Genomic DNA, 26,465 nt, shown 5'->3' with positions numbered 1-26,465 from the left:
CTCTTCACACCCGGCGCACGCGTCATGCGAGGATGCGACCGCCCGGTAGGTGTACCGGCGTAGAGGGGAACATCATTGAAATCAAGAAAACTGAGCCGTAAGCGGCGCCGCGCCACCATAGTCACCGCCGCGGCCGCCTCGGTGGTCGCGGGCGCGGCCCTGGTGCCCAACTGGAGCGCGGGCGCGGCGGTCACCGATGACCCGACGGTGGACGCGGCCACCAAGGCCACCTTCCAGAAGCTCGCCGACGCGGTGTTCACCGACCGCACCCAGGCCCTGGTGGACGGCACCGGGAACGACCGGCCCGGGAAGCACGACAAGAAGCTGACCTCCCGCTTCTCCGGCAAGGTCCGTCTGTCCGGCACGCAGTCGCGCAGCGAGGACTCCGCCCTGACCGAGCTGCGCGGCCGCAAGTCCCGCCTTGCGCAGCTGGGTGAGAGGTACAGCTCGGCCAGCACCAGCGTCACGCTGAACGCCACGCAGGTGAAGGGCCGGAGCGCCAGGGTCGCCGTCACCGAGACCACGACCCTGACGTACGAGAAGGTCCGGGGGAACGAGCCGAAGACCACCGGCTTCCAGGCCCACCACGAGCTGACGTTCCACGCCGGCAAGCACGGCGACTGGCAGCTGACCGGCATCCGCGACACCGACGACGGCGTCGCCGTCAACCAGGTCGCCAGCCCGTCCGTGGCCACGCCGGACGCCGGTGACGACAACCCGCCCGTGGCGCCCCGTTCGTCGACCGCGCGCAACGCGCCGGCCAAGGCGAAGAACCTGGCCTCCGGTACGTACGACTACAAGGCCATGGCCGCGTACGCGAAGAAGTACTGGAGCAACTACAACCCGGACTACCCGAACTTCAACGGGCAGGGAGCCGGCGGCGACTGCACCAACTTCGTCAGCCAGTCCCTCAAGGCCGGCGGCTGGAAGCACGTCCCGGGCTACACGAACGACTTCCACAAGTGGTTCGGCAACTCCGAGATCCAGTCCGACTCGTTCGTCGGCGTCAACGAGTTCTCCTGGTTCGCCCTGTCCTCCAAGCGGGTCACCAGCCTGCCCTACGTCTACCAGCTCGACGTCGGTGACGTGCTGCAGATGGACTTCAACCGGGACGGGTCCAAGGACCACTCCATGATCGTCACCTACCGCAGCCCGCAGGGCGTGCCGTACGTGTCGTACCACTCCACCAACACCTACAACCGGTCGGTGGCGAGCCTCATCGCGTCCTACCCGACCGCGTACTACTACGCCTACCGCACCTGAGCGGTGTCCCCACGGAGCGGGAGCCGGGCCACCACGGGGCCCGGCTCAGTGACCGGCTCCCCGCTCCTCGCGGATCCGGGCGACCACCTGGGCCGCCGTCCGCCGGACCGCCTCGGTCTCCGTCAGGAAGTGCCAGTAGTCGGGATGGCGGCCCTCCAGGCCGGCGACCGCCCGCTCCAGCCGGGCCACACAGTCGTCCAGCGGGCGGGCGTGCCGCGGATCCGGCGTGGTACGGCCCGTCATGGCCAGCCGCTGGGCGTCGCGGACCGCGAACCGGGTCCGCTCGATCTCCGCCTGCGGGTCCTTCTGCACCGCGTTCAGCCGCGCCAGCCGGTCCCCGGCGGCCGACACCGCCTCGTCGGTGATGTTCAGCAGCGCCCGCACGGTCGACAGCAGCGCGGTGGCGTCCGGCCAGCGCTGCGCGTCCCGCGCGGCCTGCGCCTCCTTCAGCTTCAGCTCGGCCTGCCGGACGTTGCCGGCGGCCTGCTCCGGCACGTGCTGCAGATCCTGCCAGCAGGGCGCCGTGAACCGGCGCCGCAGCTCGCTCAGCACCGGCTCCACCTGCCCGGCCCGCGTGGTCAGCGCCTGCGCCCGGGTGCGCAGCGACACCAGCCGGTGGTCGATCTCGGCGGCCTTCTCCGGCAGCCGCTCGGCCTCCGTCCGGATCGCCTCCGCCTCTCGTGCCACCCGCTCGGCGCGCTCCAGCGTCTGCTGCACCCCGTGCTGTCCCGCGCCCTGGTTCAGCCTGGTCAGCTCGGGGGAGAGCGCCGCGAGCCGCGCGGCCAGGTCGTCCGCCCTGAGTCCCGAGCCCCGCACGGCGTCCAGCGCGTCACCTGCGGCCCGCAGGGCCTGCCGGGCGCGCTCCACGGCGGGGGCGACCCGGGCCAGCTGGGTCTCGGCCTTGCCGAGCAGCGGCCCGAGGCCACTGGCGAAACGGTCCAGCTCCCGTTTGACGTTCTGCAGTTCGTCCTTGGCGGCCACCAGGCTGGTGCGCGCCCGGGCGGCGGCGGAGGCGTCCAGGTCGTCGCGGTCGAGGTCCTGCGCGTCCACGGCCTGGATGTAGCGCTGACTGGCCTCGTCGATCCGCCGGCCGAGCGCCTGGAAGTCGGCGATCGCGCGGCGGGCGGCGGGGGAGTCGTCGACGGCCGTGATGGTCTCCACCGAGATCCGCAGGTCGCGCTGCGCGGTGTCCAGTTCGTAGAACGCGGCGGCGGCGGCGTCCTTCGCCGCCTGCGCCTCGGCCCGCTGGCTCTCGGCCCGCCCGCCGAACCAGCGCCGGGTGCCGCCGCCCGCGAAGGCGGCGGGCAGCGCGAGCGCGGCCAGCAGGGGCAGACCCAGCAGCGTCAGGAGGTCACGCGCGGGCGCGGCGGTCGTGGAGGAGGACCGGCGGCGGGGCCGGTGCCGATACGGGGAGTGCGGCTGTCGGGGTGTCGCCGGTGTCGCCGGTGTGGCCGTCACATCCCTCTCCCGTGCTGTGGTCCGCCCTGCGTGGAATCATTCTCCCACCTGTACAGGACGAACACACCGGCCCATCAGTTCGCCGTACGCACCGAAACGCTCCCGTCCGCGGTGCGCGCGGACACCACGTGGGAGCTGGAGTCGTCGCGGGGCACCGAGACGTGGACGGAGCCGTCGCCGGTCTTCGTCGTCACCCGGTACGCGGCGCGGGGCAGCGCGATGCTGACGGAGCCGTCGGAGGAACGCGAGTCCACGAGGTCCGGCACGGCGCCGAGTTGGAGGTGGACCGAGCCGTCACCGGTGGTGGCCCGCACCCGGCGCGAGGACACCTCCGCGCGCACGGAACCGTCGCCGGAGCGCAGCTCCAGCGGACCGGTGGAGTCGGTGACGTGCACGGACCCGTCGGAGGTACGGATGCTCAGCGCGTCCTTGAACCCGTGCGCCCGCACGCTGCCGTCCCCGTCCTCGACCTTCACGGTGATCCCGCGCGGCACCTCGATGCGGTGCCTGGCGGAGCAGTCGGCGACGATCCCGGAGCACTTCATCCGCAGCACCAGCCGGTCGTCCTTCATGGACCAGGTCACCCTGGGGGTGCCCCCGACGGCCACCGATCCCTGGAACCACCGGGTGACCTGCACGACTCCCGCCTTGTTGCCGTCGGCGGCGACGATCTCCAGCGCCGAGTCGTCGGAGTCGACGGTCAGGGTGTGCCCGTGCAGGGCGAAGGAGCGGTGGTCGGGATGCTTGTCGTCGTCGGCGGAGGCGCCGCAGGCGGTGGCCGTTGCGAGCAGGGCCGCGACGACACCGGTGACGGCGGCGGCACGGACGGGAACGGGACGGGTCATGACGGATCTCCCCCGGTACGGACGACGAGCTGCTTGATCTCTGAAGAGCCTAGGGAGGCGCGCACCGGCGGAGAATCCGGCACACTGCCGGGTCCGGGGTGGGGAAAACCCCCGTAGCAGGCCGGTGCGGGACCCGGTCCGTGACACGACGAAGGCCCGGATCCGGGGAAACCTGGGGGATCCGGGCCTTGCGTTCGTCCTGCGACTGGTGGGCGCGGACGGTTTCGAACCGCCGACATCCTGCTTGTAAGGCAGGCGCTCTACCCCTGAGCTACGCACCCGGGACGAGTGGACAGCCTACCCTGCGAGGGGGACTGTCCCGCAAACCGGTTGCCCGCCCTCCGTCGTCGAACCGGACCTCCAGGGTCCGCGTCACCGCGTCGCGGTTCAGCGGCCCGAACACATGCGGAAACGCGATGTTCCCGGCCACGCCGGGCGGCGGGGCGGGCGCGGCCGGCTCCCACTCCAGACGGGCGGTGAGCCGCTCCTCGTCGATCACCAGCGCGAGCAGCGGCCGGGGCGCGGTCCGGTAGAAGGCGTTGACGACGGCCAGCGTCGTCTCCTCGTCCGGGGAGCAGTGCACGAAACCGTCCTCGGCGAGGGAGGCGGGCGCGTACGGTCGGTCGGGAGCGGCCTGCCACTCGGCGAGCGGTACGACGTGGTAGATCATGCGTCCTCGTTCTCGCTCTCCGGGGCCTCGTGGGCGTGCTTGAGCCGGCTGCGGGCGTCGATGCGGTCCGCTCCGGTGAACTCGGACCAGTATCGGTGGGTGGTGACGAACACGGCGAGTTCGTGCTCCCGTCGCCGGAGCTTTTCGACCTCGGCCTGCTCGTCGTCCGTCCAGCCAGGGGAGGCCGGGCGCACCACCCTGCGCCAGCCGCCGTCGTCACTGAACCCGTCGAGCGGCTCGACCGACCAGGGCAGCCGTTTGAGCAGGGCCGAGAGCTCGACCCGGACCTGATGCAGCTCCTCCTGGCCGGCCAGGAGGTCACTCGGGAAGTCATAGGGCGTAGCCACGGCGCAATGCTACGCCTGTTCGATTTCGGGTCGCGACCTGCTTCGGTGGGCTCATGTGTTCGATACGTGCCCGCCGTGGACCGCCCGTTGTCAGACCCCTGCCCTACGGTGACGGAATGGAGGAGGCGGGACACGAAGTGGACGAGGCGGGTGGCGTGATGGACGAGGCGGGCGGCACGGCGGTACGGCTGGAGCCCTGGAGCGAGGACGACTTCTGGCTGCTGCGGCTGCACAACAGCCCGGAGATGACCGCGCACCTGGGCGGCCCGGAGAGCGAGGAGCAGCTCATCGCCCGGCACCGGCGCTATCTGGAACCGGCGTCGGGCCGGATGTACCGGGTGGTGCTGGCGGACGGCGGGGAGACCGTGGGCGCGATCGGGTTCTGGGAGCGGCGGTGGCCGGACGCCACGGTCTGGGAGACCGGGTGGGGGGTGTCGCCCGCGTTCCAGGGACGGGGACTGGCGGCGCCGGCGGCGCGGGCCGTCGTGGCCGAGGCACGGGCCGCCGGCCGCCACCGGCATCTGCACGCGTATCCGAGCGTGGGACACGCCGCCTCGAACGCGGTGTGCCGCAGAGCCGGGTTCACCCTGCTCGGGCCGGTGAACTTCGAGTACCCGAAGGGACACTGGATCACGTCGAACGACTGGCGGATCGACCTGGCCTCCGAGTGAGTGGCCGCCGTCGTGAGGGGTCCGGGCCATCGGTCCGAGGGGGCGCGGATGTCGGCCGGCCTCCGTGATCCGTGGCGTCCGGGCCGTGGACCGGACCATGCGCACCGCCTCCGGGGCCCGTGCCGCGCGTCTCGCGCCGCGCCGCGCGGGCCGTGCGTCACAGTCCGTCCGTCACAGGCGGACGGAGGCGCCGGGGGCGAGCAGGTGCAGCCGCTCGGTGAGTCCCGCCTCGGCGAACGCCTTGGTCAGGGTGGCGCCGTCCTCGGTGAAGTGCGCCCAGTGCTCGAAGTGCAGCGGTACGACATGACGGGCGCCGAGGATCCGGGCGGCCTCGGCGGCCTGCGCGCTGGTGAGGGTCAGCGGGGCGTCCGGGACCAGAGAGGTGCGCGCGGCGCCCGCGAAGAGCACGGCGATGTCGATCGGACCCTCGCGGCGGGCGATCTCGCGGACCAGGTCCAGGGAGGCGTTGTCGCCGCTGACGTAGACCCTGGGCAGGCTCTCGCCGGAGAGGACGAAGCCGGTCACCTCGCCGACGAGGGCTTCGGAGCCCACGGGACCGTGCAGGGCCGGGACGGCGGTGACGTGGAGGACCCCGCCGCCGGGGCGGGGCAGTTCGGTGCGCTCCCAGGGGGCGAGCGCGCGGACGGGCGCGCCCAGTCGGGCCTCGGCGGACGGCGTGGAGAGGGCGAGGGGAGCGGTCGTGAGATGGGCGCGACCGGAGGTGTCGAGGTTGTCCGGGTGCTGGTCGTGGGAGAGCAGCACCGCGTCGACCGGGCCGATGTCGCCCGGCCGACGGGCCGGGCCGGTGGTCTTGGTCAGCTCACGCGAGCCGATCGGGTAGGCGCCGGGGGCGTCGAAGGTGGGGTCGGTGAGCAGGCGCAGGCCGGCGAGCTCGATGACAGCGGTCGGGCCGCCGACGTAGGTGATCTCCACGGTGGTCATGGCCGGTGCAAGCGGAGGCGGACCGGAGCTATTCCCTCCGTGAGGTCCCGCGGGACGGCCGGAACAGCGGCACCGGTCAGGAACGACGGACGGGGCGCCCCGGACGCGGGGCGGCGGACACAGAACCGCGAACACGTCGGACACGGAACACGGACAGGAGACACTGGATTCATGTGCCGGAGTATCAAGACGCTGCGCCCGCCCGTGTTGCCCGAGGAGGCGACGCAGGAGGAGATCCGGGCCGCCGCGCTGCAGTTCGTGCGGAAGGTCTCGGGGTTCCGTGCGCCGGCCGCGCACAACCGGGAGGTCTTCGACCACGCGGTCGAGACGATCGCGGCGGCGACGGAGGAGTTGCTGGCGGGGCTGGAGGTGCGGGGCCAGGCGGCGCGGAAGGCCGGGTGACACTGCCGGGCGGCGGACGACAGGACCTAGGAGGCCTCCGGGTGCTCCGGAGTCCTGCGCATCAGGTAGGCCGCCGCCGCGCCCGCCGCGAACAGGGCCGCCACGGACACGCCCGTCGCCAGCCAGGCGGCGCCGAGCCAGCGCGTGCCCAGGTAGCCGAGAGCGACGCTGTAGGTGGCCCAGGACAGACCGGCGAGGGCGGACCAGGGGAGGAACTCCCGGACGCGGCGATGGGCCGCCCCGGCGCTGAAGGAGACCACCGAGCGGCCGGCCGGGGCGAACCGGGCGATGACGACCAGCGCGCCGCCGCCCCGGGACAGGGCCGCGCCGAGTCGTTCCTGCGCCGAGCTGAGCCGGCGGGAACGGGCGATCGCACGGTCCAGCCGCTCGCCACCGCGCCAGGCCAGCCGGTAGGCGACGAGATCGCCCAGCACCGACGCCGTCGCCGCGCACAGCGTCAGTGCCAGGATGTCGGGCACGTTCTGCGGGACCTGCCCCGTGGCGGCGCCCGAACCGGCGGCGGCCGCCGTGGCCGCCGTGACGATCAGGACGCCGCTGGGCAGCACGGGCAGGAAGACGTCGAGCAGCACCGACAGGGCCACCACTCCATAGACCCATGGAGTGCCGGTGAATGACCCCGCCCTCGCCACACTCTCCAGCACCGAAAACTCCCTGTACTCCCCCCGGGAACCGGACCGTGCCGCGACGTCGCGGGGGAGCGGCAGGGGCGGCCGATGAACAGCCATACAGCGTACGCCGCAGGTGTGACAGAGGGGTCGTCGGGGGCTCATGTGTTCATAGGGACACCTGAAAGGTGTCGAAACGGCCGCCCACCGGCCGTGCGTCGGGCGCCCACCGGCCCCGTCCACCGGCCGTCCGACGCCAGAGCGTTGCCGTCAGGTGGTCGGGGCGTCGGCCGTCAGGCCGTGACGACCGACGTCTGCTCGGCCGTGGGCCGCTGCGCCCAGCGCCGGGTGAGGAGCCCGTCCAGGGCGAACGCGCCGGAGCCGGTGAAGACCAGCAGCAGGAAGGCCCAGCAGAACATCGCCGACGCCTCGCCGCCGTTCTCGATCGGCCACAGCGCCGCCTTCTGGTGGACGTCGAAGTACGCGTACGCCATCGAGCCGGAGGCGATGAGCGCGGCGGGGCGGGTGCCCAGACCGAGCAGGACGAAGGCGCCGCCGGCCAGCTGGATCACCGCCGCGTACCAGCCCGGCCAGGTGCCGGCCGGGATCGTGCTGCCGTGGGTGCCCATCGCCCCGCCGAGCACACCGAACAGCGAGGCGGCACCGTGGCACGCGAACAACAGGCCCACGACGATGCGGAACAGGCCGAGGAAGTAGGGCTGTGTGGAGTTGAGGCGTCCGGTCAGACCGGTCATGGGGGGTCTCCTTCGAGCGGGCCGGTCGTGGGGGTGGCGGCCGGCGGAAACGTTCGAACAGCCGAACCAGGTTAGGTCCCCCTAATTAGTGCTTGCAAGTTCAACATCTGGCCACGTCTGCGGCCCCACCTGCGATTTGGTTCGCAGTGGTACGTCATGGGATGGGGGAAACGTGGGGGTGGGTCGCGCCGCGGACAATCAGGCGGATATCGGGGTGTGCCACCTAGTGGACCACTTGAGCCCCACTAGAGGACTGTGCGTTCCGTCACCGTCTCCAGTCGCGCCCGCCCACCGGCCGCTGCCTGCGTCCGGGCCCGCTCCAGCCGCAACCGTGCTGAACGACCGTGCAGCGTGAGGGTCATGAACTGGTTGCCGAACCAGGGACCGCCCGTGCGCCGCCAGGTGACCGGTGGCTCGACACAGTGCCCGTGCCGGGCGACCAGGCGCCCCAGGGCCCGCGCCGGCGCGCTCCAGCCGAAGCGGAAGCCGAGCCGCATCGACAGCGGCACGGAGTTGTGCACGGGGGAACAGGTGAGCTGCACCACCCGGGAGCTCACGGGCCGGGACCGCCACGCGGGCTCGGCGATGTAGGCGTGGTGGACGTCGCCGGACAGGACGGAGATCGTCGCGGGCGCCCCGGGGCCCGACCCGGCCTCGGCGATCAGTTCGGCCACCGCCACGAAGGACGCCGGGAACGCCGCCCAGTGCTCCAGGTCGGCGCGCCGCCGCAGCCACTCCCCGAACCGGGCCCAGCGCGGGCCCCGCTCGCCCCGGCACAGCGCCGCGTCCCACGCCTCGGCGTCGTGCACGAGGTGGGGCAGCAGCCAGGGCAGCGAGGTGCCGATCAGGAGGTGGTCGCAGGAGCCGCGGTCCGCGAGCACCTGGTCCCGCAGCCACCGCGCCTCCCGCGGATCGAGCATCGCCCGGTCGTCCTCGTCCAGGACCCGGGCCGCCCGCGAGTCCACCATCAGCACCCGTATCCGGCCGAAGTCGCGGCGGTAGCTCCAGCGCACCGAGGCCGGGTCGGCCTCGGCGCGGGCGGCGAAGGCGCGCAGGGCGACGGTGCCGTCCGGGGCCGTCCGTACGGCGGCGTAGAGCGGATCGGCGGCCAGCTCGGCGGGGGAGAGATTGCCCAGGTGCTGGTGCACCCAGTAGGACATCAGGCCGCTCAGCAGCCGCTCCCGCCACCAGTCGGTGGCCCGCATGTCGGCGAGCCAGGCGGCGGAGGTGTTCCAGTCGTCGATGACGTCGTGGTCGTCGAAGATCATGCAGGTGGGCACGGTGGACAGCAGCCAGCGCACCTCCGGGTCGAGCCAGGACTCGTAGTAGAGCCCGGTGTACTCCTCGTAGTCCGCCACCCCGCCGCCAGGGGGGTCGGCCGGGTCGCGGCGGGCGGCGAGCCGGCGCCGGGTCGCCTCGGAGGTCTCGTCGGCGTAGATCTGGTCGCCGAGGAGCAGCAGCACGTCGGGGCGCTCGCCCTCGGGGTCGGCGGCGATCCGCGCGGCCAGCGTGTCCAGCGCGTCGGGACCGACCGGGTCCTTGCCGTCCGCCGGGGGCGCGGCCCAGCGGCAGGAGCCCAGGGCGACGCGGAGGCCGTCGCCGGTCGCGGGCGAGTGGATGACGGAGGGCGGGAAGAAGGAGTCGGGCAGCGGCCACACACGGACGCCGTCGAGCAGGACCTCGTACGGCACGGACGTGCCGGCCGTCAGACCGGTCACCGGGACGACGGCGTAGTGGTGGCCCTCGATCTGGAAGGTACGGGCGGTGCCGCCGGCACCTCCGGGGCAGCGGACCTCGGCGGTGCACGGGCGGCTCGCCTCGACCCAGACGGTCGCGGACGCGTCGTCGACGTACCTCAGCAGTGGTCCCAGGCGCAGTCCGGCCACGGCGATCGCCCGCTCCCTTCCACGGTCGGGCGTGCCTCCTCGGCCCGCCCTCCTCCGTCGACCCGTACGGTATTGAACGACGGAGGAGGGGGACAGACCCGCGATCGCGATCAGCGGTTCGCAGTGGTCGGGGCGACCCGATCAGCAGCTCGCGAGGTAGCCCTGCAGCGCGCTCTTCTCCGCCGAGTCGACGGAGAGGTCGTAGTAGTACTTCACCTGCACCCAGGCGCGGACGTACGTGCACACGTACGCCGACCGGGACGGCACCCAGGTGGCGGGGTCCTGGTCGCCCTTGGACTGGTTGACGTTGTCGGTGACGGCGAGGAGCTGGGGCCGGGTGACGTCGTTGGCGAACGCCTGGCGCTGGGCGGTGGTCCACTTGCTCGCGCCGGAGTCCCAGGCCTCTGCCAGCGGGACGAGGTGGTCGATGTCCAGGTCGGAGGCGGCGGTCCAGGTCGCGCCGTCGTAGGGGGAGTACCAGCTGCCGCTGGTGGCGGCGCAGGAGGAGTCGGTGACGACGTTCGTGCCGTCCCGCTTGAGGATCCACTCGCGGGTGTTGCAGGTGCCGGAGATGGTGATCCAGGTCGGGAACAGGCTGCGGCTGTAGCCGGTGCGGTTCTCGGTGGCCACCGTGAGGCTCGCCAGGTAGCTGCGGGCGGTGGCGGCGCTGACCGGGGTGGGGAGGGCGGCGGAGGCGGCCGGGGAGTCGAACAGCGCGGCGGAGGCTATGAGTCCGGTGAGGGCCGCGAGTATGCTCAGTCGTCGACGCGCGTAGAACCTGGCCATGCGAACTCCCTTTCGGAGTGGGGGTGTCGGGCGCGAGCGAGGGAATGCTCGCCGCGCCGCGTTGCGGGGAGGTGTGTGTCCGGTAAGAAGTTAGTGACGTGTTCATGACACGACAAGATTCACGGCTGAACTTTCGGTCGCGTACCATGGGGGGCGTAGAAGGGGAGTAGCCCTTCGCCGGACCGTCGACATACTGCTCAGCGCGTCTGAGCCGGCGCCCGGAGGCGGACCTCGCATCGGTGGACGGCGGGGTCGGCCGGCGAGACCTTCGGCAAGCAGTGCACACCTGTGCGTACGGCACGGGTGGATCCGTGTGCTGCCCTGCCGAGGCGTCCGATCGCGAACGTCACAGCACTCTCGGCCGGGTGGCCCCGACCGATTGAGAAGGAATGATCAGTCTCAGCGTCCTGGCGCTCGTCTTCGGCGTCGTGTTCCTCGCCGAGCTGCCGGACAAGACGGCCCTGGCGGGACTCGTCCTGGGCACCCGCTACCGCGCCTCGTACGTCTTCGCCGGCGTCGCCGCCGCGTTCCTGCTGCACGTCGCCCTCGCCGTGGCGGCGGGCAGTGCGCTGACGCTGCTGCCGCAGCGGATCGTGCACGCGCTGACGGGCGTGCTCTTCCTCGGTGGCGCCGCGGTGCTGCTGTTCAAGAAGGGCGACGAGGAGGAGGAGGTCCGGCGGCCCGAGGACCAGTCCTTCTGGAAGGTCGCCGGGACCGGCTTCATGCTCATCCTCGTCGCCGAGTTCGGCGACCTCACCCAGATCATGACGGCGAACCTCGCCGCGCGTTACGACGACCCGGTCTCCGTGGGCCTAGGTGCGGTGCTGGCCCTCTGGGCGGTGGCGGGCCTCGGCATCGTGGGCGGAAAGGCGCTGATGAGGCGGGTGCCGCTGGCCCTGATCACCAAGATCGCGGCCATGCTGATGCTCGCGCTCGGCGTGTGGAGCCTGTGGGAGGCGGTGGCCTGAGCGGGCGGCGGGAGGGCCGACTCCGGATGAACGGTCGGTGGGGCGGTGGCGAGATGCGGGAGTAGTTTTGTACCGTGGAGAAACAAAGTGGCTCCCGCCCGCTTCCCCTGACCGGTGGGCGGGGCCGCCTTGTCCCTCCGGGATCTCCGGGGGTCACCCGGGGTCCCATCCGTAGGCCCCCTCCGCCCGCCTTGGAGCTGCCGATGACGGCCACCGCCGTGCTCACCGCCCGCGCCCTCCTGCTGGACATGGACGGCACCCTCGTCAATTCCGACGCCGTCGTGGACCGGATCTGGCGGCGCTGGGCCGATCGGCACGGCCTGGACGGCGACGAGGTGATGAAGGTCGTCCACGGCCGCCAGGGCCACGCCTCGATGGCGCTGCTGCTGCCTGACCGGCCCAAGGAGCGGAACCTCGCCGACAACGCCCGCATGCTCGCCGAGGAGACCGCGGACATGGACGGCGTCGTCCCGATCCCCGGGGCACCCGAGTTCCTCGCCTCCCTGCGCGGGCTGCCGCACGCGCTCGTGACCTCGGCCGACGTGGGCCTGTCCACCGCCCGGATGGCCGCCGCCGGCCTGCCGCTGCCCGACGTGCGCATCACCGCCGAGTCCGTCGGCGCGAGCAAGCCCGACCCCGAGGGCTTCCTGAAGGGCGCCGCGGAACTGGGTGTCGCCCCCGCCGACTGCGTCGTCTTCGAGGACTCCGGCGCGGGCATCGCGGCCGGGCGTGCCGCCGGGATGCGGGTGATCGGCGTCGGCCCGCGCGCCGGCTTCCACCGTCCGGACGCGGTGATACAGGACCTCACCCGGATCCGCGTCGAGCCGACGGGGTCCGGAACCCTTCGCCTGCACATCGGCTGACGACACCCGGGCGGTCACGGGCCCGGGCGCGCCCCTGACGTCACCCGGCCGGACACGGACCGGGTGACCTCAGGGTTGTGACGTCTCCGACTCCAGGCTCGCCCGCGTCGCCGGGCCGTAGACCCCGAGGCCGTCCGAGGTGACGCCGCGGGCCCACTGGTAGGTGCGCAGGGAGTTCTCCACCGGACGGTCGAAGACGCCGTCGGCCCGGCCCATGTAGAGGTGCAACTGCGCGAGGCGCAGCTGGAGTTCGGTCACCTCCGAGCCGCGGTCGCCCCGGCGCAGGACGGCGGCCGGCTGCGCGGTCGCCGTGGCCCGGACGGTCGCCGCGGTCTGTGTCGGCGCGGGGGACTCCGCGTCCGGCACGGAGCCGGACCCCGACCCGGAGGAGGACGGGGAGGCGCTCGTCGCCGAGGGCGACGAGGACGGCGACGGACTCGCGCCGGGCGACGCCGTCGCGCTCGCCGACGCGGACGCCGTCGGCGAGAGCGGTGAGAGCGGCGAGGCGGTGTCCGCCGGCGGGGACGGCGCGGCCGTGTGCGACGGGGCGTCCGGGATGCTCTCCCGCACCTCCTGTGCCGCGGCCCCGTCCCGCGCCGGGGACTCGTACGAGAACAGCCCGCTCGCATACGCGACCGCCGCCACGATGGTGACGACGGCTCCCGACACGGCGAGCAGGGCGGCGGGTCGACGGCCGCGGCGGGAGCGCCTCCGCGCCCCGCCCTCGTCCTCGCTCACGCCTCCGCCCGGCCGGCCCGGCTCCTCCGACGGGCCGCCGCCGCTGCCGGAGTCGAACAGGTCGAGGTCCGAGGCGCTCGGCTCGCCCGCCCGCGGCGCCAGCGGAGTGGGCAGTGTGGCCGGGCGCAGCCGCATCGTGGACTCCACGGCGGGCACCGGGCGGGTCTCGGCCGCGGCAGGGTCGGTTCCGGGGCCGCGGGTGTGTGCCGTGCCGCCCTTACCGCCGGGGTGCTTCGTGCTGCTCTCGCCGCGGGTGCGCGCCGTGCCGGCTTCGCCCTCGGCAGGCTCGCTGCGGGTGTGTGCCGCGGCGGCCTCGCCGCCTGTACGCCCCGCACCGCCCGCGCTGCCCGCGCCGCTTCCGCGGTCGGTGTGGCCGGCGCCGCTCATGTCGCCCGTGTCGCCGGGATGCCGCGCGCCGCGCGCGTGTCCCGTGCCGGCCGCGCCGCTCTCGTCGCCGGTGGGCCCGGCGCCGTTCGCGCTGCCCGCGCCGCTTCCGCGGTCGGTGTGGCCGGCGCCGCTCATGTCGCCCGTGTCGCCGGGATGCCGCGCGCCGCGCGCGTGTCCCGTGCCGCTCGCACCGCCCGCGTGCCCCGTGCCGCTCGCGCTGCCCCCGCGGCCGATGTGCCCCGCACCGCTCATGTCGTCCGCGCGGCTCGTGTGCCCCGAGCTGCCCACATGCCCGGTACGGCCCCCACCGCTTTCGATGTCTTCTGCGCCCCCGGCGCCTCCCGCACCCCGGTCGGTCGCGGTGTCCCCCGAGGCACCCTCGACCCTCATGCCTTCGGCATCTCGCATGCCGCCGGGGTCCCTATTGCCAACGAGATCTCCCGTCCCTCCGGCACCCCCCGAGTCCCCGGCGACCGTCAGGTCCCGACCGTTCCCCGAGTTCCCCACATCCACGTACGGCCGAATCCGCAGCGGGTTGAAGTCCTCGGCCGCCGCAGCCTCGGCCGTGCGGGTGTCGCGCAGGGCGTCGGCCGCTCGCTGCCCGCAGGCGCACGACGGGGAGTTGTCCGTGGCCCGGGGTGCTCCGCACTCCGGGCAGACGTGCCCGTTCGGCTCTTCCACGCGTCGGCCCCTCCCCTTGAGAACTCCAAGGATTATGCAGATCCTCTCCACACACTCCCCCCGAAGCCCCCGGAATGGCGGCGTCCGATGGGGACTCGACAGGCCATAGCGGGACACACCGATGAGGATGGAACACGTCACGCGAGCGTCGGGAGGTCTCCATGGCCGGGGATGGGCACGGCAGGACGGGGATGACGGGCACGACGGGCGACGTGCCGGACGGTGACGCCGCCCGGGCGGCTCGGTCGTCGTCCGGCATATCCGGGGCATCCGTGTCCCCGCACGCCGGTCAGCCGCCCCGGCCGGAGGAGCACGTCTCCGGAAACGTCCTGGTCTCGATCGGCGCGCTGCTCCTCGGCATGCTGCTGGCCGCGCTGGACCAGACGATCGTGTCGACCGCGCTGCCCACCATCGTCAGCGACCTCGGCGGCCTGGAGCACCTGTCGTGGGTGGTCACCGCCTATCTGCTGGCCTCGACCGCCGCGACCCCGCTGTGGGGCAAGCTCGGTGACCAGTACGGGCGCAAGAAACTGTTCCAGACCGCGATCGTGATCTTCCTGATCGGCTCCGCGCTGTGCGGGATGGCGCAGAACATGCCCGAGCTGATCGCGTTCCGGGCGCTGCAGGGCCTCGGCGGCGGCGGGCTGATGGTGCTGTCCATGGCGATCGTCGGCGATGTCGTCTCGCCCCGCGAGCGCGGCCGCTACCAGGGGTTGTTCGGCGCCGTCTTCGGGGCGACCAGTGTGCTCGGGCCGCTGCTGGGCGGACTGTTCACCCAGCACCTGAGCTGGCGCTGGGTGTTCTACGTCAACCTGCCCGTCGGCGTCGTCGCGCTCGCCGTGATCGCCGCCGCCCTGCACATCCCGCGCAAGTCCCAGCGGCACGTCATCGACTACCTCGGCACCCTGCTCATCGCCTCGGTCGCCACCTGCCTGGTCCTGGTCGCCTCGCTCGGCGGCACCACCTGGAGCTGGAGTTCGCCGCAGATCATCGGCCTGGCGGTGCTGGGCGTCGTCCTGGCGGTGCTGTTCGTGGCCGTGGAGCGCAGGGCGGCGGAACCCGTCCTGCCGCTCAAGCTCTTCAGCATTCGCACCTTCTCCCTCTCCGCGGTCATCAGCTTCATCGTCGGCTTCGCCATGTTCGGCGCGATGACCTACCTGCCGACGTTCCTGCAGGTCGTCCACGGCATCTCCCCGACCCTCTCCGGAGTCCACATGCTGCCGATGGTGGTCGGCATGCTGCTGGCCTCCACCGGTTCCGGGCAGATCGTCAGCCGCACCGGCCGCTGGAAGGTGTTCCCGGTCCTGGGCACCGCCGTCACCACCCTCGGCCTGCTCCTGCTGCACCAGCTCGACGAGCACAGCACCACCGTCGAGATGAGCGGCTACTTCTTCGTCTTCGGCCTCGGCCTCGGCCTGGTCATGCAGGTGCTCGTCCTCATCGTGCAGAACGCCGTCAGCTACGAGGACCTGGGCGTCGCCACCTCCGGCGCCACCTTCTTCCGTTCCATCGGCGCCTCCTTCGGCGTGGCCATCTTCGGCACGGTCTTCGCCGGCCGCCTCAGCGACAAGCTCGTCGCCGCCTTCAGGGGCGTCGCGCTGCCCCCGGGGGTCTCGGCCGACGCCCTGAAGTCCGATCCGCGCGGCATCGCCGCCCTGCCGGCAGCCCTGCGTCCGGCCGCCCTGCACGCCTACTCCTCCGCCATCACCGACGTCTTCCTCTACGCCGCCCCGGTCGCCCTCCTCGGCTTCCTCCTGGCCTGGTTCCTGAAGGAGGACAGGCTGCGCGGCTCGGTCACGGCCCCCGACGGCACGGAGACCTACGCCACCAACCCCGTCGAGCGGTCCTCGTACGACGAGGCGTGCCGCGCGCTGTCCGTGCTGGGCACCCGTGAGGGGCGGCGCGAGGTCTACCGGAGGATCACCGAGCGGGCCGGCTACGACCTCAAGCCCGCGTCGAGCTGGCTGGTGCTGCGGATCAAGAAGTACGGCTGGGTGGAGCCCGCGGTGCTGGCCGAGCGCAGCCCCGTCCCGCTGAACGTCATCATCGAGGCCGCCCGCCAGGTCGAGGAGCGGCGCCTGGCCGAACGCCAGGGCCTCGACCTCGTGCTGACCGCACAGGGCCAGGAGGTCGCCGAGCGGCTGGCACACGCCCGCGAGGAGTCGCTCGCCGAACTGCTCGGCGACTGGTGGGGCCCCGGGCGGCAGGACGACCTGGTGCAGCTGGTGAAGGGACTGACCGAGGAGCTGTGCGGATCCGACGCCGAACGGCCGCACGACGAAAGGCCGGTGACCCGCCTGGCCTGAGGACCGGGTCGCCGGAGATGCTGGTGCGCGGGCCGGATATCCGGTTGCGCGGCCGGTGGGCCGGCCGACGAGAATGTCCGCCATGACATGGACCGTGACCCCGGAGCCGTACTACTCGCCCGCCGCGTCCGCGCTGTGGCGGGCGTACTACACCGAGGTCAGCGATCGCTGGTACCTGCTCCACGAGGGACGCCGCACCGACCCCGACGAGCTGGAACGGGAGATCGCCGCCCGTACCGGTGCCGAACTCGCGCCACCCTCCGGGCAGTTGCTGCTCGCGCGGTACGACGGCCGGCCGGCCGGTACCGCGGGCGTACGGCTGCTGGACACGGCGACGGCCGAGCTCACCCGGGTCTTCCTGCACCAGGAGCTGCGCGGTAGGGGCGGCGCCGTCCGCCTGGTCAAGGCGGCCGAGGACGCGGCCCGCGCGCTCGGCGCCCGGCGGATGATCCTCGACACCCGCGGCGACCTGGTGGAGGCCCGCGCTCTCTACGCGCGCCTGGGTTACGAGGAGACCGCGCCGCACAACGACGACGCGTACGCCGAACACTGGTTCAGCAAGACCCTCGGCCGACCTGCCACGTCTCCCTGACCGGTTCCCGGGCCACGCCGGCCGGTCCTCAGGCCGGCTCCGCCCCCGGCTCCGCCTCCCGCCGGTGCCGCCGCTCGCGCCACTCGTGGACGACCCCCTCGACGTCGTACCGCTTCAGGCCCAGCGGAGGGCCGGGCGGCGGCTTGAGCATCATGTCGAGGATCTTGGTGTTGACATCGGCGATGATCTTGCGCACGATCCGTTCCGAGGGCGCCGCGTAGGCCGCCGCCAGGGCGTCCTCGGCCTCCTTGCGCAGGGCGAGCGTCGGCGGCAGGACGGACAGGCCCTCGCGGGCCATCTTCCCCTTGATCCACCACAGTTCGTCGTACGTCATGTCGTCCGGCAGCGGTTTGCCCGCGCCCGGCAACCGGTCGAAGTCGCCCCGCCCCTGCGCGTCACGGATCTCCTTCTCGACCCAGGACTCGAACGGAACACCCGGTGGCTTTCGCTCGGTCATGAGCCCATTGTGCCGGACGGGCCGTGGCCGGTCGATTTATCATGCCGCGCGGTGCGTCAATCAGGCGCTCCGCCACCGGCATTGGCGCGCGCAGCCGAGCACGACGCACAGGCAGCGGCTCGGGCGCCCGAACACGAGGAGCGCACGTGCTCGAACTCACCATGGCCTCCGTCTCCGGGACGGACGCGGGCGCCACGGCCGGCATGCTGATGGCCGACGCGCCCAGCGAGGCGGGTGCCGTGCTGCGGGTGGGCCGGGACGGGGCCGTGTGCCGGCTGGTGACGCCCGAGGACTGGCTGTTCGTCTCCCGGGTCCACCTGGAGTTCCTGTGCGGACCCGACGGCGTCTGGCAGGTCACCTGGCTGCGCGGCTCCCGTCCGGAACCGTCCTCCGAGGTCCGTCTGACGTCCGGTGAACACACCGAGCCCCTCGCCTACGGCGGCACGGTCCGGCTGCCTCGGGGCGGCTCAGGCGAGATCGTCGTCCAGGACCGTACGAGCCCGCGCAGCATCAACGTCGGCTTCTACCACGAGGTGTGAACGGCGGGGCACCCTCCGGAGCCCGAACCGGCGGACCGCGGCAAGACGCTCACGCCGGGTCGGCTCCGCCTCACGCCAGGACGCGGGCCAGTGCGAAGCCGTCGTAGCCCTTGCTGCCCACCGTCTGGATCGCCGTGCCCTCCAGCCTCGGGTGCCGGGCGATGAGCTCCAGCGCGGCCCGGGTGCCGCGCACGCTCGGGTCGGTGCTGGCCGGATCGGTCACCGTGCCGCCGCGCACCACGTTGTCCAGGACGATCAGGCTGCCCGCGCGGGTCAGCCGGAGGGCCCACTCCACGTAGTGCGGGTTGTTGACCTTGTCGGCGTCGATGAAGACCAGGTCGAACGGTGGCGGGTTCTCGTCGGCGAGCTTGGGCAGCGACTCCAGGGCCGGGCCGACCCGCACCTCGGCGATCCGGTCGAGGCCGGCGTACGCGATGTTGCGGCGGGCCACGTCGGCGTGGTGGGCGTCGTACTCCAGGCTGATCAGACGGCCGTCGTCGGGGAGCGCGCGGGCGAGCCAGATGGTGCTGTAGCCGCCGAGCGTGCCGATCTCCAGGACGGTGCGGGCTCCCTGGAGCCGGGCCAGGAGGTGCAGCAGCTTGCCCTGGTTCGGCGTGACGTTGATGTGCGGCAGGCCCTCCGCATCGCTGTCGCGCTGCGCGGCCTGCAGCGCTTCGTCCTCCGGGGAGAGCAGAGTGGCGAAGTAGGCGTCGACCTCGTCCCACAGCTGCGAGTCGCTCATGCGCAAACCTTTCGTATGCCTAGTTAGATGTCCTAACTGGCTGCGCTCACGAAATATAGCCGGGTGCTGCGGAATTCTCAGGGAATTTCAGCTTATCGGTGGAGGCGTGTACACAGGCGTTGGCGGTACCGCCGGACGGCGCCGGAGGCGTCGTGGCGCGAGCGCTGGTCACGGGCCGCTGCGGCGAGCACGCCGCCGCCCGTCGTCGGCAGCCACGCCAGGTTGCCCGCCGCATCCCGCAGCCGGTCGTGGTCCATCATCTGCTGGTACGTCGCGTCGGCCGCGAGGCGGGCCGCGTCGAAGGTGGCTCGCAGGGGCCAGGCTTGGTGACGGGTGCGGTGCACGGGGGTGGTGGCGGCCGGCTCGCGGAAGAGGGCCGGGCCGCGAGCCGTACGGTCGCCCGGTGCGGGACCGGCATGATCGAACGAGAGGCCCTGGGTCTGCCTCGCTGCCGCGGCCGGTGGCCGACCGCCATGCACCGACGCCCCCGGTGCCGTCACCGCCGGTTGATCGGACGGTGGCACGGAGGGCGTCGGTTCCGGCGTCAGGGGGCACACGTGCCCCCGATTGCGCTTACGCCGTCACGACTCCAGGGACGGTGCCGAGCCCGGCAGGGGGCGGCCCGCCGACTCGGACATGCGCCAGACCGCGAAGCCGCCGATCACGGCCGCCGCCATCATGTAGTACGCGGGCATCATCATGTTGCCGGTCGCGCCGATCAGGGCCGTGACCACCAGCGGGGTCGTGCCGCCGAACAGCGACACCGAGACGTTGAAGCCGATCGACAGGGAGCCGTAGCGGACCCGGGTCGGGAACAGGGCGGGCAGGGCGGACGGCATCGCGGCCGTGAAGCAGACGAGGAGCAGGCCCAGCGCGGCCATGCCCAGAGCCACCGCCACCAGGCTGCCCTGGCGGATCAGCAGCAGTGCCGGGATCGACAGGAACAGGAAGCCCGCGCAGCCGGCCGCGATCACCGGGCGGCGGCCGACCCGGTCGGTCAGCGCACCGGCGAACGGCTGGATGATCATCATCAGGGCCATCACGCCGAGCACCACGAGCAGGCCGTGCGTCTCGTCGTACTTGAGCTCACTGGTCAGATAGCTCGGCATGTACGACAGCAGCATGTAGTCGGTGACGTTGAAGACCAGGACCAGGCCCATGCACAACAGCAGCGCCTTCCACTGGCCCGCGACCATCTCGCGCAGCGGCACCTTCGGGCGGTCCGCCTCGGCCTTCTCGACCTCCGCCGCGAACGCCGGGGTCTCCTCCAGGCGCATCCGCAGGTACAGGCCGATGATGCCCATCGGGCCCGCGATCAGGAACGGGATGCGCCAGCCCCAGGAGAGCAGGTCGTCCGAGGACAGCAGCGCCGTCATCAGGGTCACCAGGCCCGCACCGCCGATGTAGCCGGCCAGGGTGCCGAACTCCAGCCAGCTGCCGAGGAAGCCGCGCCGCTTGTCCGGGGCGTACTCGGCGATGAAGGTGGACGCGCCCGCGTACTCACCGCCGGTGGAGAAGCCCTGCACCAGCCGGGCGGCCAGCAGAAGCAGCGGGGCGCCCACGCCGATCGTCGCGTACGACGGGATCAGGCCGATCGCGAACGTGCCGACGGCCATCATGATCATGGTGACGGCCAGCACCTTCTGGCGGCCGATGCGGTCGCCGAGCGGGCCGAAGACCATGCCGCCGAGCGGGCGGACCAGGAAGGCCGCGGCGAAGGCGCCGAAGGTGGAGAGCAGCTGCGCCGTCGGGTTGCCGGACGGGAAGAAGACCTTGCCCAGGGTCACCGCGATGTAGCTGTAGACACCGAAGTCGAACCATTCCATCGCGTTGCCCAGCGCGGCGGCCTTCACGGCGCGCCTGACGAGCGCCGGGTCGGTCACGGTGGGGGGTGCGGTGGTGGCCGGGGACTTGATGAGGGACACGGAACGGGGAGCGGTGACTGTGGCTGCCGACAAGGCTTCGCTCGCCTACCTCTCGTCGGGGACAGGGACGCGACCCACGCGACGGCGCTGACGAGCGGGCCGAACCGGCCGGCAGGGGCCTGGCCGAAAACCGACCATACGACCGCCTGCTCCGCTCACGTACTGTTCGCAAGTCGATGCGCAGCGCACCTAAATGCGCGATACGCAGGTACGTCTGCCCGCCGTCGGCCCTCTCGCACGGGCCCGAACTGTGATCCTTGTCGCGCCCCGCGAGCGCAACCGAAGCGGCCGCGCACTATCGCATCCGGACAAAAGCGGCGGACGTCAGGTGAACCCAGGGTCGCCTGCGTCTTTCCACGGGGGAACCGCGAGTCATGTGCAGGGCCGTGCGCCCTCTAGGGTTCGTACAGGTCGAAACCGGCCTGAACAGGTCGTACAGGGATTCCCGCGCGCGGGACGCGCGGGACGACGGGGCGGGAGGCCGGCGGGGCGTGGCGAACGCGGAGCGCGGCAGGGCAGGGGCGGGAGCACTCGGAGCGGCGGCCGGCCCCTCGGCCAGAGCGCGGCTGCGCGCGGCCCGCACGGGCCTCTGGCTGATCGCCGGGATCCTGGCGGTACGGCAGGTCGCCGCCGTCCTGACCACCCCGCGCGGGCAGCGGCTGACCGACCTGGAGACCTGGGTGGGTCCGGAGGGCGTCCTGCACGTCAAGGGATCGCTGTACGACTCGACCCTGTTCACCGGCACCCCGTTCAGCGGCCTCGTCCTCAAACCGCTGACCAAGGCCGCCGAGGACGCCCTGGGCTGGGGCTGGATCTTCGGCACGCTGCTGCTGGTGGTCGCCCTCGGCCTGATCGCCGCCCGGGCCCTGCCCCACCCGGTCGGCCGCCGCACCTCGCTGCTGGCCGCGCCCGTCGCGATCAGCCTGCTCATGCTGTCGCTGCCGGTGCGCAACGCCCTCTGGCTCGGCCAGACCAGCATCATCCCGGTCCTGCTCGTGCTGCTCGGCTGCTTCGTCGTCCGCGGTCAGCGGGCCGGCGGCGCCCTGATCGGCCTCGCCGCCGCCCTGCAGCCCACGATGCTGCTGTTCGCACCCCTGCTGTGGTTCACGGACCGCAGGAGGGCCGCCGCCTCCGGCGGCGCCGTGTTCGCCGCGTGCACCGCGCTCGCCTGGGCCGCGTTGCCGCACGACTCCACCACCTACTGGGTCCACCACATGGCGGGCGTCGGTCTAGGCGGCCGCGCCGACGCCCTCGCCAACCAGTCCCTGCACGGCGCCCTGCTGCGCCTCGGCCTGACCGGCCCGCTGGAGATCGCCCTGTTCCTGGCGCTCGGCGCGGCCGTCGCCGTCCTGGGCCTGCGCCGGGCCGTGCGCTACGCCCGCGACGGCCAGCTGCTCCTCGCGGTCGCCCTCACCGGCTGCGCCGCTGTCGCCGTGTCGCCCACCGCATGGCAGCACCAGCTGCTGTGGGTGCTGCTCGCGGTCGTCGGCCGGGTCGGCCGCCGCGCCTGCGACCGCTACGTCTGGCCGGTCGCCGTGATCCTGGTGATGACCCTCCCGGCGGTGATGCTGCTGCCGAACATGGCCGCCCTCCACCCGCTGCGGGACAACGCCGTCCTGCTGGCCGCACTGGCCGCGGCGACGGTCGTGCCGTTCCTGTCCCGCACGTCGGAGTACTACCAGACCCCGGTCCCCACGGAGTACGCCCCCGCGGTCCCGGCGCGCTTCTCCCGGGTGCCGCTGCTGCCTTTCTGGCGCCGCGCGCTGAACAGGCCGAACCTGCTCCTCGAACTCCTGCTGATCCGGGTCTTCTACGCCGCCTACTCCGCCGTGCGAGCGGCCGCCGCGGGAGGCCGCGCCGTCGCGGAGGAGCATGGGCGCCAGATTCACGCCGTCGAGCAGGCCCTCTCCATCGACGTCGAGCACTGGGCCAACCATGCCGTGGCCGGGACGCCGTGGCTGGAGCACTTCCTCGGCTTCTACTACGAGTCGTTCCACTTCGTGGTGCCGCTGGCCCTCCTGGGCGTGCTTTTCGCCCGGCGCTCGGCGGACTACCGCTGGGCGCGTGCCTCGCTCGGCTTCGCCACGCTGCTCGGCCTCCTCGGCTTCTGGCTCTACCCGCTCGCCCCGCCGCGGCTCATGCCGGGACTCGGGTTCATCGACACGGTGCACGGAGCGCAGGACCTCGCGAAGCCGGACTACGGTGCGATGACGGCGGTCACCAACCAGTACGCGGCGATGCCGTCGCTGCACTTCGGCTGGTCCCTGTGGTGCGGCATCGTGATCCTGGCCCTGGCGCCGAAGTGGTGGATGAAGGCCCTCGGCCTGCTGCATCCGCTGTTCACCGTGTCCGCGATCGTCGCGACGGCCAATCACTGGGTGCTCGACGCGGTCGGGGGAGCGACGGTGGTGGCAGCCGGGTTCGGACTGACGTACCTGCTGTCGGGGCCGCGCACGGCCGTCCGGGCTGCCGTGGAGGACGACCAGGTGGTCCGGGCGGCGGTGAATTCCGTGGCCGGGCGGTGAAGCGGCACCCCCGGACTCGGGCGTTGATCGAACTCGGGCGGTGATTTCGGACAGGCGGGTGCGGCTTTCCTGCCAAGCCTCAGGGTTGCATTCGAGCCTTTTCGAAACGTCTGTACGTCGCCCCCGTACTGGCATGGACTGTTCATGGCGGATCGACGTCCGCCTGAGACAGAACATGACCATTCGAACGGGAGGACAGCGGATGAAGCGCAAGTTGGCCATGGGGATCGGACTTCTGGCCCTGTGCGCCGGGAGCGGGCTCGGCCTGGCGTCGAACGCTTCGGCGGCCGAGACGGGAGCGCAGGCCACCTACTTCGTTCTCTACGAGAACGACAACTACGGCGGGCGGCACGCGAGCTTCTCCGGCTCCGACATCGAGCTGAACAACAAGTACTGGGACGGCAGCACCTCGGCGTTCGCACAGAACGGCGCCAGCTCGATGCGGAACAACACCGGTTCCTACGTCGGCCTGTGGGACGTCGGCACCTCGTGCAGTGGTGCTTCGTACACCGCGAAGCCGAACAGTGTCGACTCCGACTTCAGCAACAACAACTTCGACAACAAGGCGAGCTGCGTGCGCTTCCTGTGATGCCCCGGGGGCGGCGCCGCTTCTCCCGGCGCCGCCCCGCTCTTCTCCGAGGTGGACGAATGATCAGGTTCCGGCCGGCGGCAGCGGCCGCCCTCGTGCTTCTCGCCACGGGGTGCACGGCGGCGCCGGGGGAACCCCCGAAGGTCGTACTCGCGGCAGCCCCCGAACCGACGAAAGAGGTGACGAACCTCCTGCTGCCTTTCGACGGCTACCAGATGTCGGTCGACGAGATCTATGTCATCGAGAGTGCGAAGGACCTCCTCACCCGCGACTGCATGAGAAAGCGGGGATACGACTGGGAAGTCATCAGCGATCGGAAACACTATCCCGACCTGCGCAACCGCCGCCGGTACGGAGTCATCGAGATGCCCGTCGCCACGGAGATGGGGTACAAGTCCAACGCCCGGCTGCTGGGTTCCACCGACGTGACGGCCCGGAAGATGAATCGCGAGGCGCGGCTGAGCCCAGCCGAGCGGAAGGCCGCGACGGATCCCGCCGACGGCTGCTACACGCTGGCGGACGAGCAACTGGCGCGTGGAAACGAGGAGGACGAGGGCCTGGTGAGCAAGCTGAACGTCCAGAGCCTCGACGAGGCGCTCAGGAGTCCACGGGTGGCACCCGCGATGCGCTCCTGGGGGCAGTGCATGGCGATGAGAGGACACCGCTACAAGGACTTCTACGCCGCGGCCGGCGATCCCCGATGGGCGAAATCCCGAGCGCCGTCACGTGCGGAGAAGGAGACCGCGGAAGCGGACGTGACCTGCAAACAGCGCTCCGGTGTCGTGAGGGTGCTGGCCGAGACGGAGAAGAGTATCCAGCAAGGGGAGATCCACAGGCACAAGTCGTACTTCGAGCGCCTGAAGTCGGCCAAGGAGCGCCACCTCGCGGCCGCTCGCGCCGTGCTCGACAAGCGCTGACCACGCTCCGTTCGCTCCCGGCCCCGGCGGTCCACGTCGTGCCGCCGGAGGCGACGCGTGTGACGGTGTCCGCCCCCATTGCCCAGGAGAAGACCATCAATCGGCATCTGGACCCCGAACCGACAGTGCCGGCCGACGCCGGATTACGCACCGCCCCGCCTGCGCCCGTCGGGCGGGGGCGCGAGGCGGGGCCGGCGGTGGCGGTGACCGTCCCGGCGGCGGCCGCGCTGGCGCTGGGCCTGTGGGGGATGGACCGGCAGGGCAGCATGTGGCGCGACGAGTCGGTCACCTACCAGGTGGCCCACAGGCCTCTGGGTGAACTGTGGGGCCTGCTGGGACACATCGACGCCGCGCACGGTCTGTACTACCTCCTCATGCACGCCGTGTTCAGCCTGTGGGACGGTGGCCTCGTCGCGCTGCGCCTGCCCTCGACGGTGGCCACCGCCGTGGCGGCGGCCGGGGTCGGGGCGATCGGCGGCCGGCTGGCCGGACGAAGGAGCGGCACGCTCGCGGGCCTCGTCTTCGCGCTGCTGCCCGCAACGCAGCAGTACGCACAGGAGGGCCGCTCGTACGCGCTCGTCACCGCGGGGGTGACCTGGGCGACGTACTTCTTCGTGCGGGGTACCGGCGCACCGCGCGGCAGCTGGTGGACGGCGTATGCCCTCACCCTCGGGCTCGCCTGCTGGCTGCACGAGTTCGCTGTCCTGGCATGCGCGGCCCATGGGCTGACGCTGTGGCGATCGCGCGTGCCGCAGAAGGTGTGGCGGTGCTGGGCCGTGGCGGTGGCTGCGGCGGCGCTGATGCTCCTGCCTCTGGTCGTGGTGAGCGCGGGGCAGGCGGAGCAGCAACTGGGCTGGCTCGGCCGTCCCGGCCTCGGCTCATGGGCGCAGTACGCGGCGATCTCGTGCGCGGGCGCCGTGCTCTGCCGGTACCTCGTGCGCGGGCGTGAGGGAGCGGACCCGGCCGGACCCGCCGCGCTGGTCTCCCTCGCCCTGCCCCTGCTGATCGTCCCGGCCGGCCTACTGATGGCGCTCTCCCTCATCAAGCCGTGGTACGTCGACAGGTACGTGCTGTACGGCCTGACGGGGCTGTCGCTGTCGGCCGGGGCCGCGCTGGACCGGGCCATCGGGCAACGACACCGGCTGACGCCCGCCGTCCGCGTGCTGACCGCCTGCCTGCAGGCGGCTGTGGCTGTCGGGGTGCTCCTGCCGTGGTCGTTGCTGATCCGCTCGCCCGAGAGCCGCAAGGACAACGTGGTCGCTGTCGCACACGCCGTCGAGAAGTCCGCACGCCAGGGTGACAGCGTCCTGTTCATGCCCGCCCGGCGCCGTGAGTGGCTGCTGTCGTACCCCTCTGTCTACCACCGTGTCGACGACCTGGCGCTCGCCGACTCCCCTTCGAAGTCGCGGAGTCTGGAGGGCACCGAACTGGCCCCGGCGGTGATCAGGAGCCGCATGCTGGCGGCGGACCGCATCGTCGCGCTGACCGATCCTCCGGGGCAACCCCTCGATCCCTTCGCGCAGGAGGAGGTCAAACGCCGGACACTGAAGGACTCTTTCGACGTCTGCAGGCGCACCCGGGTGCG

The 26,465-nt window shown here is 72.2% G+C and carries 26 protein-coding genes, 1 tRNA gene and 1 pseudogene; 12 read left to right on the top strand and 16 right to left on the bottom strand.

Going from position 1 to position 26,465, the window contains the following annotated elements; genetic code table 11:
• The first annotated feature begins 141 nt into the window (after window positions 1-141).
• Complete coding sequence (locus BZY54_RS10875; protein ID WP_086724937.1) at window positions 142-1,263, top strand: amidase domain-containing protein; 1,122 nt, start codon at window positions 142-144, stop codon at window positions 1,261-1,263.
• 45 nt (window positions 1,264-1,308) lie between these two features.
• Here BZY54_RS10875 and BZY54_RS10870 read toward each other — a convergent pair whose 3' ends face one another.
• From BZY54_RS10870 to BZY54_RS10850, 5 genes are all read right to left on the bottom strand, one after another.
• The gene (locus BZY54_RS10870) at window positions 1,309-2,721 is read right to left on the bottom strand and encodes a hypothetical protein (RefSeq protein WP_086724935.1); all 1,413 of its coding nucleotides are present in this window, start codon (window positions 2,719-2,721) and stop codon (window positions 1,309-1,311) included.
• A gap of 74 nt (window positions 2,722-2,795) precedes the next feature.
• The gene (locus BZY54_RS10865) at window positions 2,796-3,566 is read right to left on the bottom strand and encodes a DUF4097 family beta strand repeat-containing protein (protein WP_086724933.1); all 771 of its coding nucleotides are present in this window, start codon (window positions 3,564-3,566) and stop codon (window positions 2,796-2,798) included.
• 206 nt (window positions 3,567-3,772) lie between these two features.
• Window positions 3,773-3,847: transfer RNA gene (locus BZY54_RS10860), tRNA-Val, on the bottom strand.
• Entirely contained in the window at window positions 3,838-4,236 is a 399-nt protein-coding gene (locus tag BZY54_RS10855; protein ID WP_086724931.1) for a DUF952 domain-containing protein, read from the bottom strand. The genes BZY54_RS10860 and BZY54_RS10855 overlap by 10 nt, the downstream gene beginning before the upstream one ends.
• Window positions 4,233-4,583, bottom strand: coding sequence for a hypothetical protein (locus BZY54_RS10850; RefSeq protein ID WP_086724929.1), 351 nt, complete (start codon window positions 4,581-4,583; stop codon window positions 4,233-4,235). The genes BZY54_RS10855 and BZY54_RS10850 overlap by 4 nt, the downstream gene beginning before the upstream one ends.
• 158 nt (window positions 4,584-4,741) lie before the next feature.
• Here BZY54_RS10850 and BZY54_RS10845 point away from each other — a divergent pair, with 158 nt between their 5' ends.
• Window positions 4,742-5,254 (top strand): GNAT family N-acetyltransferase, encoded by a 513-nt coding sequence (locus tag BZY54_RS10845; RefSeq protein WP_086724966.1) that lies wholly within the window; start codon window positions 4,742-4,744, stop codon window positions 5,252-5,254.
• Window positions 5,255-5,425: 171 nt separating this feature from the next.
• On the opposite strand, the gene BZY54_RS10840 is transcribed toward BZY54_RS10845, so the two are convergent.
• On the bottom strand, window positions 5,426-6,196 hold the full coding sequence (locus tag BZY54_RS10840) for an MBL fold metallo-hydrolase (protein WP_086724927.1): 771 nt from the start codon (window positions 6,194-6,196) through the stop codon (window positions 5,426-5,428).
• Between the two features lie 171 nt (window positions 6,197-6,367).
• On the opposite strand from BZY54_RS10840, the gene BZY54_RS10835 reads away from it, so the two are divergent.
• On the top strand, window positions 6,368-6,598 hold the full coding sequence (locus BZY54_RS10835) for a DUF2277 domain-containing protein (RefSeq protein ID WP_086724925.1): 231 nt from the start codon (window positions 6,368-6,370) through the stop codon (window positions 6,596-6,598).
• Window positions 6,599-6,624: 26 nt separating this feature from the next.
• On the opposite strand, the gene BZY54_RS10830 is transcribed toward BZY54_RS10835, so the two are convergent.
• The 4 genes from BZY54_RS10830 to BZY54_RS10815 all read right to left on the bottom strand — a co-directional run bounded on the left by BZY54_RS10830 (window position 6,625) and on the right by BZY54_RS10815 (window position 10,651).
• The gene (locus BZY54_RS10830) at window positions 6,625-7,260 is read right to left on the bottom strand and encodes a DedA family protein (protein ID WP_086724923.1); all 636 of its coding nucleotides are present in this window, start codon (window positions 7,258-7,260) and stop codon (window positions 6,625-6,627) included.
• A gap of 257 nt (window positions 7,261-7,517) precedes the next feature.
• Window positions 7,518-7,970 carry a DoxX family protein gene (locus tag BZY54_RS10825; protein WP_086724965.1) on the bottom strand — a complete coding sequence of 151 codons (453 nt, stop codon included), beginning with the start codon at window positions 7,968-7,970 and terminating at the stop codon, window positions 7,518-7,520.
• A 254-nt stretch (window positions 7,971-8,224) separates the two neighbouring features.
• Window positions 8,225-9,865: an alkaline phosphatase D family protein gene (locus BZY54_RS10820; protein WP_086724921.1), complete on the bottom strand. Its 1,641-nt coding sequence runs from the start codon at window positions 9,863-9,865 to the stop codon at window positions 8,225-8,227.
• 141 nt (window positions 9,866-10,006) lie between these two features.
• A complete protein-coding gene (locus BZY54_RS10815; RefSeq protein WP_086724919.1) occupies window positions 10,007-10,651 on the bottom strand; it encodes an HNH endonuclease family protein in 645 nt (214 codons plus the stop codon).
• 389 nt (window positions 10,652-11,040) lie between these two features.
• Here BZY54_RS10815 and BZY54_RS10810 point away from each other — a divergent pair, with 389 nt between their 5' ends.
• Together BZY54_RS10810 and BZY54_RS10805 are read left to right on the top strand one after the other, a co-directional pair.
• Window positions 11,041-11,619, top strand: a complete 579-nt coding sequence (locus tag BZY54_RS10810) for a TMEM165/GDT1 family protein (RefSeq protein ID WP_086724917.1) — start codon at window positions 11,041-11,043, stop codon at window positions 11,617-11,619.
• Between the two features lie 203 nt (window positions 11,620-11,822).
• Window positions 11,823-12,482, top strand: coding sequence for an HAD-IA family hydrolase (locus tag BZY54_RS10805; protein WP_086724915.1), 660 nt, complete (start codon window positions 11,823-11,825; stop codon window positions 12,480-12,482).
• A 69-nt stretch (window positions 12,483-12,551) separates the two neighbouring features.
• On the opposite strand, the gene BZY54_RS53035 is transcribed toward BZY54_RS10805, so the two are convergent.
• Together BZY54_RS53035 and BZY54_RS53030 are read right to left on the bottom strand one after the other, a co-directional pair.
• On the bottom strand, window positions 12,552-14,015 hold the full coding sequence (locus tag BZY54_RS53035; protein ID WP_244217089.1) for a peptidoglycan-binding domain-containing protein: 1,464 nt from the start codon (window positions 14,013-14,015) through the stop codon (window positions 12,552-12,554).
• Window positions 14,016-14,110: 95 nt separating this feature from the next.
• Window positions 14,111-14,288: pseudogene (locus BZY54_RS53030) on the bottom strand (peptidoglycan-binding protein); the annotation flags it as partial.
• Window positions 14,289-14,449: 161 nt separating this feature from the next.
• Between BZY54_RS53030 and BZY54_RS10790 the strand changes: the two are divergent.
• Window positions 14,450-16,594, top strand: coding sequence for an MDR family MFS transporter (locus BZY54_RS10790; RefSeq protein WP_086724913.1), 2,145 nt, complete (start codon window positions 14,450-14,452; stop codon window positions 16,592-16,594).
• Window positions 16,595-16,676: 82 nt separating this feature from the next.
• Window positions 16,677-17,186, top strand: coding sequence for a GNAT family N-acetyltransferase (locus BZY54_RS10785; RefSeq protein ID WP_208640616.1), 510 nt, complete (start codon window positions 16,677-16,679; stop codon window positions 17,184-17,186).
• 28 nt (window positions 17,187-17,214) lie between these two features.
• Here the strand turns inward: BZY54_RS10785 and BZY54_RS10780 are convergent, their stop codons facing one another.
• A complete protein-coding gene (locus BZY54_RS10780) occupies window positions 17,215-17,643 on the bottom strand; it encodes a DnaJ family domain-containing protein (RefSeq protein WP_086724909.1) in 429 nt (142 codons plus the stop codon).
• A 146-nt stretch (window positions 17,644-17,789) separates the two neighbouring features.
• On the opposite strand from BZY54_RS10780, the gene BZY54_RS10775 reads away from it, so the two are divergent.
• Window positions 17,790-18,182, top strand: a complete 393-nt coding sequence (locus BZY54_RS10775; protein ID WP_086724907.1) for an FHA domain-containing protein — start codon at window positions 17,790-17,792, stop codon at window positions 18,180-18,182.
• A 70-nt stretch (window positions 18,183-18,252) separates the two neighbouring features.
• Here the strand turns inward: BZY54_RS10775 and BZY54_RS10770 are convergent, their stop codons facing one another.
• From BZY54_RS10770 to proP, 3 genes are all read right to left on the bottom strand, one after another.
• Window positions 18,253-18,924, bottom strand: a complete 672-nt coding sequence (locus BZY54_RS10770; RefSeq protein WP_086724905.1) for an O-methyltransferase — start codon at window positions 18,922-18,924, stop codon at window positions 18,253-18,255.
• 92 nt (window positions 18,925-19,016) lie between these two features.
• Window positions 19,017-19,268, bottom strand: a complete 252-nt coding sequence (locus BZY54_RS10765) for a hypothetical protein (RefSeq protein WP_086724903.1) — start codon at window positions 19,266-19,268, stop codon at window positions 19,017-19,019.
• Between the two features lie 237 nt (window positions 19,269-19,505).
• Window positions 19,506-20,882 (bottom strand): glycine betaine/L-proline transporter ProP, encoded by a 1,377-nt coding sequence (proP, locus tag BZY54_RS10760; protein WP_107419684.1) that lies wholly within the window; start codon window positions 20,880-20,882, stop codon window positions 19,506-19,508.
• 458 nt (window positions 20,883-21,340) lie between these two features.
• On the opposite strand from proP, the gene BZY54_RS10755 reads away from it, so the two are divergent.
• The 4 genes from BZY54_RS10755 to BZY54_RS10740 form a co-directional block, all read left to right on the top strand.
• Window positions 21,341-23,374 (top strand): bifunctional glycosyltransferase 87/phosphatase PAP2 family protein, encoded by a 2,034-nt coding sequence (locus BZY54_RS10755; protein ID WP_086724901.1) that lies wholly within the window; start codon window positions 21,341-21,343, stop codon window positions 23,372-23,374.
• 202 nt (window positions 23,375-23,576) lie between these two features.
• Window positions 23,577-23,963, top strand: a complete 387-nt coding sequence (locus BZY54_RS10750) for a peptidase inhibitor family I36 protein (protein ID WP_158103839.1) — start codon at window positions 23,577-23,579, stop codon at window positions 23,961-23,963.
• A gap of 59 nt (window positions 23,964-24,022) precedes the next feature.
• Window positions 24,023-24,880: a hypothetical protein gene (locus BZY54_RS10745; protein ID WP_086724897.1), complete on the top strand. Its 858-nt coding sequence runs from the start codon at window positions 24,023-24,025 to the stop codon at window positions 24,878-24,880.
• A gap of 197 nt (window positions 24,881-25,077) precedes the next feature.
• The coding region (locus tag BZY54_RS10740; protein ID WP_244217087.1) for a glycosyltransferase family 39 protein at window positions 25,078-26,465 on the top strand (1,388 nt) is incomplete at its 3' end.

Source organism: Streptomyces carpinensis, from assembly GCF_002154505.1.
In the GTDB taxonomy this organism is placed as follows: domain Bacteria; phylum Actinomycetota; class Actinomycetes; order Streptomycetales; family Streptomycetaceae; genus Streptomyces; species Streptomyces carpinensis.
The sequence above is the reverse complement of the archived record's forward strand: the minus strand, read 5'-3'. Positions and strand labels throughout refer to the sequence as shown.

Coding starts and splice junctions, on each gene's coding strand:
- BZY54_RS10865 (WP_086724933.1), bottom strand. CDS start 3,566: ATGACCCGTCCCGTTCCCGTCCGTGCCGCCGCCGTCACCGGTGTCGTC.
- BZY54_RS10855 (WP_086724931.1), bottom strand. CDS start 4,236: ATGATCTACCACGTCGTACCGCTCGCCGAGTGGCAGGCCGCTCCCGAC.
- BZY54_RS10845 (WP_086724966.1), top strand. CDS start 4,742: ATGGACGAGGCGGGCGGCACGGCGGTACGGCTGGAGCCCTGGAGCGAG.
- BZY54_RS10840 (WP_086724927.1), bottom strand. CDS start 6,196: ATGACCACCGTGGAGATCACCTACGTCGGCGGCCCGACCGCTGTCATC.
- BZY54_RS10835 (WP_086724925.1), top strand. CDS start 6,368: ATGTGCCGGAGTATCAAGACGCTGCGCCCGCCCGTGTTGCCCGAGGAG.
- BZY54_RS10815 (WP_086724919.1), bottom strand. CDS start 10,651: ATGGCCAGGTTCTACGCGCGTCGACGACTGAGCATACTCGCGGCCCTC.
- BZY54_RS10810 (WP_086724917.1), top strand. CDS start 11,041: ATGATCAGTCTCAGCGTCCTGGCGCTCGTCTTCGGCGTCGTGTTCCTC.
- BZY54_RS10805 (WP_086724915.1), top strand. CDS start 11,823: ATGACGGCCACCGCCGTGCTCACCGCCCGCGCCCTCCTGCTGGACATG.
- BZY54_RS53035 (WP_244217089.1), bottom strand. CDS start 14,015: ATGCGAGATGCCGAAGGCATGAGGGTCGAGGGTGCCTCGGGGGACACC.
- BZY54_RS10790 (WP_086724913.1), top strand. CDS start 14,450: ATGGCCGGGGATGGGCACGGCAGGACGGGGATGACGGGCACGACGGGC.
- BZY54_RS10785 (WP_208640616.1), top strand. CDS start 16,677: ATGACATGGACCGTGACCCCGGAGCCGTACTACTCGCCCGCCGCGTCC.
- BZY54_RS10780 (WP_086724909.1), bottom strand. CDS start 17,643: ATGACCGAGCGAAAGCCACCGGGTGTTCCGTTCGAGTCCTGGGTCGAG.
- BZY54_RS10770 (WP_086724905.1), bottom strand. CDS start 18,924: ATGAGCGACTCGCAGCTGTGGGACGAGGTCGACGCCTACTTCGCCACT.
- BZY54_RS10750 (WP_158103839.1), top strand. CDS start 23,577: ATGAAGCGCAAGTTGGCCATGGGGATCGGACTTCTGGCCCTGTGCGCC.
- BZY54_RS10745 (WP_086724897.1), top strand. CDS start 24,023: ATGATCAGGTTCCGGCCGGCGGCAGCGGCCGCCCTCGTGCTTCTCGCC.